Consider the following 7,118-nt stretch of genomic DNA (forward strand, 5'->3'; position numbering starts at 1 on the left):
TGTTGTTTTGTTTCTGTGAGTTATCGCTGCAAAGATAGTGCAAGGTTTGAGCAGAACTAAGCTTGCTTAAGTTTTAGATAATCCAGGCTTCACTTCAGCATAGGTAAACAAATTTCCCTCTGCATTCGGTTTGCACTGGCTTTGCCGAACCGCCGCCTATCTTACGCAGCAAAGGTAATTAAACAATTTCAAACTACCAAATTTTTGCCGACAAAAATCGCTGATACAATGAAATTTGCTTATTTGCTTACAGTCTTTAAGCAAACCATAGCCGCACCCTCGAACTTCCCGCAGTGCAATGCTTGCAATCTGACACCACACGCTTTGAAATGATGGTTTCTTGAACTATTGTAAAACAAAATCAGCCCCGCTGTATGAGCGAGGCTGAGGGGTATGAGGTATATGAAAATTATTTCTTTCGTTTTGCTTTCACGTAGCGAGGTGCGATGTGAGGTGTACCGAAATAGGTTCTTGGCCAAAGTACCCAACCAATGTTGTTGACGTTCCCATAAAATGATGGATGTAACTTTATTTGTCCGCTTCTTATCAGCTCTACTAAGTCGTAATCGTAGTCAAAGTAGACTTTGCCGTTTCTAAAATGCCATTCCAGTGCAAATCGTTTATTGTCGTTGGCATAATTGTCGGTTTCAACTATGGAATAAATCGTGTCGCCAGCCACAACCATATCTATCACATAACCCCATTCTTCTGTAATATCTTTATGATCCAAAGATTGTGTTTCGCCTTCAATATGATAAGGAGAATTGACCGGTGGAAATTCAAAAAATGTTGCATATATCTTTCCGTTTTTCCAGATGACAGGATATTTGTCAATTCTTCCTCCGACATATAAGTCTTCACCTACGAGAGCCATGCTTCTTGCTTCAGACTCAACGGCATAATTTGGAAATTCCAACTCGATAGGCGAACCATCCTTCCAGACATAAGCTTTGCCGTCATTTTTGCCGCAGACAAACAAAGCGCTATCTTTCTCTAAGATATCGTATGCTCCACCGTTCCAGTCAGAGACATAATATGGCGTCCTCAAGTTGGTAGCTTCGCAATAGAAACCAACGCCATCCTTTACTCCCACGAGATACAACTTGCCGTTAATCATCTTGCATCTTTTGATTTCGGCCTTTCTGAGGCTGTAGATTTCCTCTTGTTGTTGGGCCAAAAGAGTCGGCTCTTCGCCATTCTTTGATACATAATAGGATTCGTAAGTCATCTCGGCAGTCGTTTGTGTTGAGCGAAAAATATAATAGATATCGTTGCCGTCAACGGTAATTATCAACCCCTCATTTTTCCCAGGAAATTGAAAATATTTACGTACACCATTGACTTCGAGGAACGCTTCGGAGAACTTCAGGTCTCTGTGTGAAAAATAATGTGGGGCACCTTCGTTCCATTCTTCTGTTATCTGGTGGTTTCCTATATAGTAGATATTGTTGTTGTTTAGATAACAGTCGTTATAAGTATTTATATCAAAATGGTGGGTTAGCTGACCATCAATTGAATCACTATAATAGTTGTTGTTTGAAAGTATAGTCAGATTGCTGTTTTGAAGGCAATAGGAAACATCACCTGCTTTGAAGGTATAGTAGTAATTCGCCCCAGACAATTCCATCTCTTGTCGGCAACCCGTCAACAATATCGTTGCTATGCACGTCAGTACTATTGGTTTGTATGCAGTTTTTGCTTTCATGGTATTATATTATTTTACAAGGATGATTTCTTTCGTGCATGTTTTTCCCTCTTGTGTTGCAACTACCATGTATAAACCATTCTGTGCAGGAGCGCTAATAGTTGCGTCGTTGCTCAAAGAAGATTGTGAGATTATGTGACCGCTTATGTCAATAACAGATACCGTGTACTTATCGGCAATGTTTTTAATATAAATAGGTTGGTTGACCATAACTTTTGTAGGGGTAATCAAAGGAATGCTTTGGACATAATTAGTCGGTGGTACGGGTGGAGCATATTCAATTGGAGAAATTACATTGCCGCCCATAATATCCGTATTGTTCAACCAATCAATAATAGTTCTTTCGTCAATACTATTTTTGTAGTATTGGATAGCTCCAGCATCTATCAGAGGAGTATGAGAATTGAAGTCAAAATTAAAACGATCGTTATTGTTCACATCATAAAACCAATGGGCAAATGGATGATGCGACAAATACAATAAATAGGCTTGATAATAGGGGTATAACTGATAGTCGCCAAAACCAATAGCTGGACTTCCATATTGAGGTGAGCAATCGGGTTGCAACATCGGGTCTGTGTCGGCACAGTTTCCCATGTCGTGTCCATATGTTGCCCAATCTGAAGTTGGGTCGGAGATGTGTTCTATAATCGAATTTTGGTAATAGAGTCCTGGAGGATACTGACCATAAGTAGCATCGATAATTCTATCTCCATAGCCATTTTTCCAAACAATAGAGTTGTAGATTTTGCAGATTGATTTGTTGGCGTAAGAATAATACAAAGAAAGCGGATGATTGTTCCACATAGAATCACAATCATTCCATACAATTGTGGAGTTGTATATCTTAAATTGTGAATAGGCAGATACTGCCAAAGAGGCAGGCCATCCTTCTCCATAGTTGTCTTTTACAATGACATCCACCAAGGACGTTGTTGCGTAGAAATCATTGTTTGGGTAGTATGGTGTATGTTCCAAGTAGAATGGAATACCTTTGTTGTCTTTGATGATAACATGTGAAATCCAAGCATTGGTGTTGACAATTCTGAAAGCTTCCTTTCTCCTTCCTGCTCCAGTTACGATGAAACCGTCAAACACGACATTGCCAGCACAAGGAATGGTGTCTTCAAACCAAACTGCGCGGTCGCCTTGAGCGTCGATTATAGATGGGTTTGATGTCCAATCGGTTCTTTGGTCAAGGCTAGTTTCTGTGCCTCTAAAACCTCCATAGAAATGAAGTCTACACAGACCACATCGGTATAAATGAGTGGTGTCGTATCCTGCACGATGCATCCATACTTTATCGTATGTTCCGCCAGCTACGAAAATTGTGTCATCGTCAGCAAGGTAAATCGGTCTTGACATTGCCAGAGAACCTGTCGGTGTCAAAAGTTCCTGAATGTTCGGAGCCGCATCAGCCCAAGACGAACCATCCCTCGCACCGCTGCCGCCTGGATAAACATAATGGATAGTTGCATTAGAAGCCAGACTAACTGCGAGGAGTGCGCAAGTTAGCAAAAAGGAAATAAGTTGTTTTTTCATAGACGTGTTGTTTTGTTTCTGTGAGTTATCGCTGCAAAGATAGTGCAAGGTTTGAGCAGAGGTAAGCTTACTTGACCTATGCCGAACCGCCACCTGTCTTGCGCAGCAAAGGTAATTAAACAATTTCAAACTACCAAATTTTCTCCGACAAAAATCGCTGATACTATGAAGTTTGCTTATTTGCTTACAGTCTTTAAACAAACCATAGTCGCACCTCCGACTTCCCGCAGTGCAACGCTTGCAATCTGACACCACACGCTTTGAAATGATGGTTTCTTGAACTATTGTAAAACAAAATCAGCCCCGCTGTGTGAGCGAGGCTGAGGGTGTTAAATAATATATTATTTATCTTTTGCGTATTGCAATGCGATGCGTGGAGTGGTGAATTTCAAATCGTCCCAATATGTCTCATAAGGCTCTACTAAACCGGGAATCCATAAGTTGTAAAGGTCGTTGTGGTAAAAGGATTCGTAAAGGTAGATTGAACCGTCTCGGAGCATCTCGACCAAGTCGTATCTATACTGACAGGTTACAGGGTCTTTTGAAAAATCCCACTCTACAGCCATTAGTTTGTTGTCAATATAGCCAAATGAATTTGGAGCATTGCTTGTTTCCACAATAGAATATGCTTTGTCTCCTACAACTCGAAGCGCTCTGACGAATCCAGAATGATAGTAGAAACGAACATCTGGACGATTGTCTATATAGTACGGGTTTTGGTGTGGAGGGAACTCTTCGTAGATTGCATAGATTTCTCCATTTTTCCATATGGCAGGCTTCGTTCCGATTCTGCCACCGATATAAATGTCATTGCCAACAAGGTCTATAACGCCAGCACAAGATTCTGTGGCGTCTTTAGATATGGGTAGGTCAAATTCTTCAAGATTATTTCCTTCAAGGGTCCAAAAACGGGCTAAGTTATCAGTCTGTCCGCAAATGAGAAATTTGTTGCCTATTTTGCAAAAATCAGTTGCTTCTCCGATTGCCATAGAGAGTATGTATGGCTGCCTTAGGTCCTTTGATTCACAGAAGTAGGGTGTTTGCCCTTTTTTCCCGGCAAAATAAAAATTGTTTTCATATTTTTTTATTGCATTGAAGATTGCAATTGGACCGCCAATTTCAGAATGTGCTTGAGTTGCGATTTCAAATGGAACTCCTCCATCTTTTGACACTTTATAAATATGATTATACATTGCGTTTCCCAACCTGTCTGTTTCTCCTGTTGGTTGAGTTTCATCAAAAAATACGTAAATGCCATCATCTGCGGAAATCAGTTTCGGAGAGATGCTGCTTTTGGGCTCTGTATCAAAATATTTCATCACCCCATTGATTTTTAAATACACCCTTCCAGAATAACCAAAAGAGTTTCTTACAGGATCTATCTCTAAACCAGCTACATCTGGCAAATAGAAACCTACCTCATAGGTGTTTGAATTTTCAATATAATAGTCAGAAGCGTATGAATAAAAAGCCCAATCGTTTCCAGTACTATCTTTCCATGAGTCGCTTTGAGTTTGAATACATGAGAGTTTGCTATTGTTTAGCAAGTATATTCCATTTAATGCGGTGTAATACTGGACATCAGACACCTGCAAGTCTGGTTTGCAACTACTAAAAGCAAAACTAATAATGAAAGAACAAGCAATCAGAAGATAGGCGTTGAGGTGCTTCATAAGTTTATGTTTTTATTGTTTGACGATGATGAGCTCCTTGGATACAGCTTTGTTGCCTTGGCTTATTACGAGAAGGTACATACCTGGTGCTTGCGGAGAAGTTATCATATCCTCCCCTTTGGATAGTGGGGCAGAGAAAATCATACGTCCAAGAATGTCGGTAAGACAAACCGCTGAGTTCTCGGGGATATTTGTGATGTTTATCTGTTGTGCAGGAGTTGTTACCGTTGGATATACCATAGGTTTTTGTCCTAAGTAGGTTACATTAGAATCAGGGCTGTCTGTTGAGTTTGTTTGTGCACTGATATTGGACGGATATTTTTTCTTTAACCAGTACTCCAGATCTTTGAAGGAACTGCTGTTTCCCTTGTATTGGACAGCACCAGCATCCAAATGCATCTGATTGGACGGGTCGACGTAGAATCGTCCCCTGTAGTCAGCATCTGCGTACCAAAATGCATGTGGGTGGCTTTGACTCATAAGCATAATGGACTGGAAGAATGGGTAGTCGTTGACATCACCAAGGTTGATTGCCGGACTACCGTAGAGAAGACGATAGCCTGATGTAAGCATAGGATTCACGTCAAGAGTGTTTCCTAAATCAGTTCCATATACATTCCAATCAGACATCGGGTTGGATGTAGACTCTATGATTGAATTTTTGTAATATAGTTCTGGAGAGTGCCCGGGGAAACTACGATTTACGATTGTTCCTGCATTCAAGTTATTGTATACTATTGAATTGTAGAAATAAAAGTCAGATTGATATGAGTAGAAATAAAATAAAGCGAGGGGGTCGCCTTGATAATAAACGCTATCACAAGTGTTTTTGGTTATTGTAGAATTGAAAACCTTGAGTTGTGAGAAGGCTGAAACTGCAACAGATGCAGGCCATCCGCTACCCAGATTGTTCATTACTACAACATTATTCAATGCTGTTTCTGAATATGAATCGTCATTTGATGAAAAGGGAACGTGTTCCAAAAAGAATGGAATGCCATTGTTGTCTTTGATGATAACGTGTGAAATCCATGTGTTTACATTTACAATTCTAAAAGCTTCTTTTCTTCGGCCTGCACCAGTGACGATGAAACCGTCAAAAACCACATCGCCAGCACCAGGTGTTGGGTGCTCAAACCAAACAGCCCTTCCTCCTTGAGCATCAATAATAGATGGTGTTGCCAACCAATCACCGCGTTGTTCTAAGGATGTTTCATACCCTTTAAAACCACCATAGAAATGGAGTTTTTCTAGAGCACAACTATCGGTTGTGACATTGTTGACTTGATAACCTTCTTTATGCATACAAACGCGTTGATAAGTACCGCTTGCCACAAAGATAGAGTCTCTGTCAAACACTAATTGAGGCTGAATTGTGTCAAAAAATGGTGGCGTAGGTATAGGTACAACTATTAAAGGTGGGGTTAACAAGTATTGAATATCAGGGGCTGCGTCAGCCCAAGACGAACCATCCTTCGCACCGCTGCCGCCAGGATAGACATAGTGGATAGTTGCATTAGAAGCCAGACTAACTGCGAGGAGTGCGCAAGTTAGCAAAATTGAAGAAAGTAGCTTTTTCATATATCTGTTGTTTTAATTATATTAGTTACTTCGTGCGGCAAAACTAACCATTTTTTTTGAAACCACCAAATTTTTACCGACAAAAATCGCTGATACAATGAAATTTGCTTGTTTGCTTACAGTCTTTAAGCAAACCATGGTTGCACCTTGGACTTCCCGCAGTGCAATGCTTGCAATCTAAAACCAGATGCTCTGAAATGCTGTTTTTAGATTTTCTAAAACGATCATGCAGGTCTTGCACGGTCTCGAAATATTTTCTGCTGGCATTCCCGGGGTGGTCGGGAACTCCAGAATATTTTCTGCTGACTTTCCCGAGGTGTTCGGGAACTCCAAAATATTTTCTGCTGACATTCCCGAGGTGTTCGGGAACTCCAAAATATTTTCTGCTGACATTCCCGGGGTGGTCGGGAACTCCAAAATATTTTCTGCTGACATTGCCGAGGTGGTCGTGAACTCCAAAATATTTTCTGCTGACGTTCACGGGGTGGTCGGGAACTCCAGAATATTTTCTGCTGACTTTCCCGAGGTGTTCGGGAACTCCAAAATATTTTCTGCTGACATTCCCGAGGTGTTCGGGAACTCCAAAATATTTTCTGCTGACATTCCCGGGGTGGTCG

The 7,118-nt window shown here is 40.9% G+C and carries 5 protein-coding genes; 1 reads left to right on the forward strand and 4 read right to left on the reverse strand.

The genetic code is table 11. The features are described 5' to 3' along the window. Positions 1–409: 409 nt before the first annotated feature. The 4 genes from MJZ25_16175 to MJZ25_16190 all read right to left on the reverse strand — a co-directional run bounded on the left by MJZ25_16175 (position 410) and on the right by MJZ25_16190 (position 6,501). On the reverse strand, positions 410–1,705 hold the full coding sequence (locus MJZ25_16175) for a hypothetical protein (GenBank protein ID MCQ2125712.1): 1,296 nt from the start codon (positions 1,703–1,705) through the stop codon (positions 410–412). 9 nt (positions 1,706–1,714) lie between these two features. Beyond that, positions 1,715–3,247 (reverse strand): T9SS type A sorting domain-containing protein, encoded by a 1,533-nt coding sequence (locus MJZ25_16180; protein ID MCQ2125713.1) that lies wholly within the window; start codon positions 3,245–3,247, stop codon positions 1,715–1,717. A 341-nt stretch (positions 3,248–3,588) separates the two neighbouring features. After that, a complete protein-coding gene (locus tag MJZ25_16185) occupies positions 3,589–4,836 on the reverse strand; it encodes a hypothetical protein (protein MCQ2125714.1) in 1,248 nt (415 codons plus the stop codon). A 96-nt stretch (positions 4,837–4,932) separates the two neighbouring features. Continuing rightward, positions 4,933–6,501: a T9SS type A sorting domain-containing protein gene (locus tag MJZ25_16190; GenBank protein ID MCQ2125715.1), complete on the reverse strand. Its 1,569-nt coding sequence runs from the start codon at positions 6,499–6,501 to the stop codon at positions 4,933–4,935. Positions 6,502–6,727: 226 nt separating this feature from the next. Between MJZ25_16190 and MJZ25_16195 the strand changes: the two genes are divergently transcribed. Next, positions 6,728–7,118, forward strand: a 391-nt coding sequence (locus tag MJZ25_16195; protein MCQ2125716.1) for a hypothetical protein, incomplete at its 3' end; no start/stop codon positions are given.

This window comes from Fibrobacter sp., assembly GCA_024399065.1.
Lineage (GTDB): Bacteria > Fibrobacterota > Fibrobacteria > Fibrobacterales > Fibrobacteraceae > Fibrobacter.

Bases quoted from the DNA above. Each gene is read 5' to 3' on its own strand.
- MJZ25_16180 (MCQ2125713.1), bottom strand. From the start codon at position 3,247: ATGAAAAAACAACTTATTTCCTTTTTGCTAACTTGCGCACTCCTCGCA.
- MJZ25_16175 (MCQ2125712.1), bottom strand. From the start codon at position 1,705: ATGAAAGCAAAAACTGCATACAAACCAATAGTACTGACGTGCATAGCA.
- MJZ25_16190 (MCQ2125715.1), bottom strand. From the start codon at position 6,501: ATGAAAAAGCTACTTTCTTCAATTTTGCTAACTTGCGCACTCCTCGCA.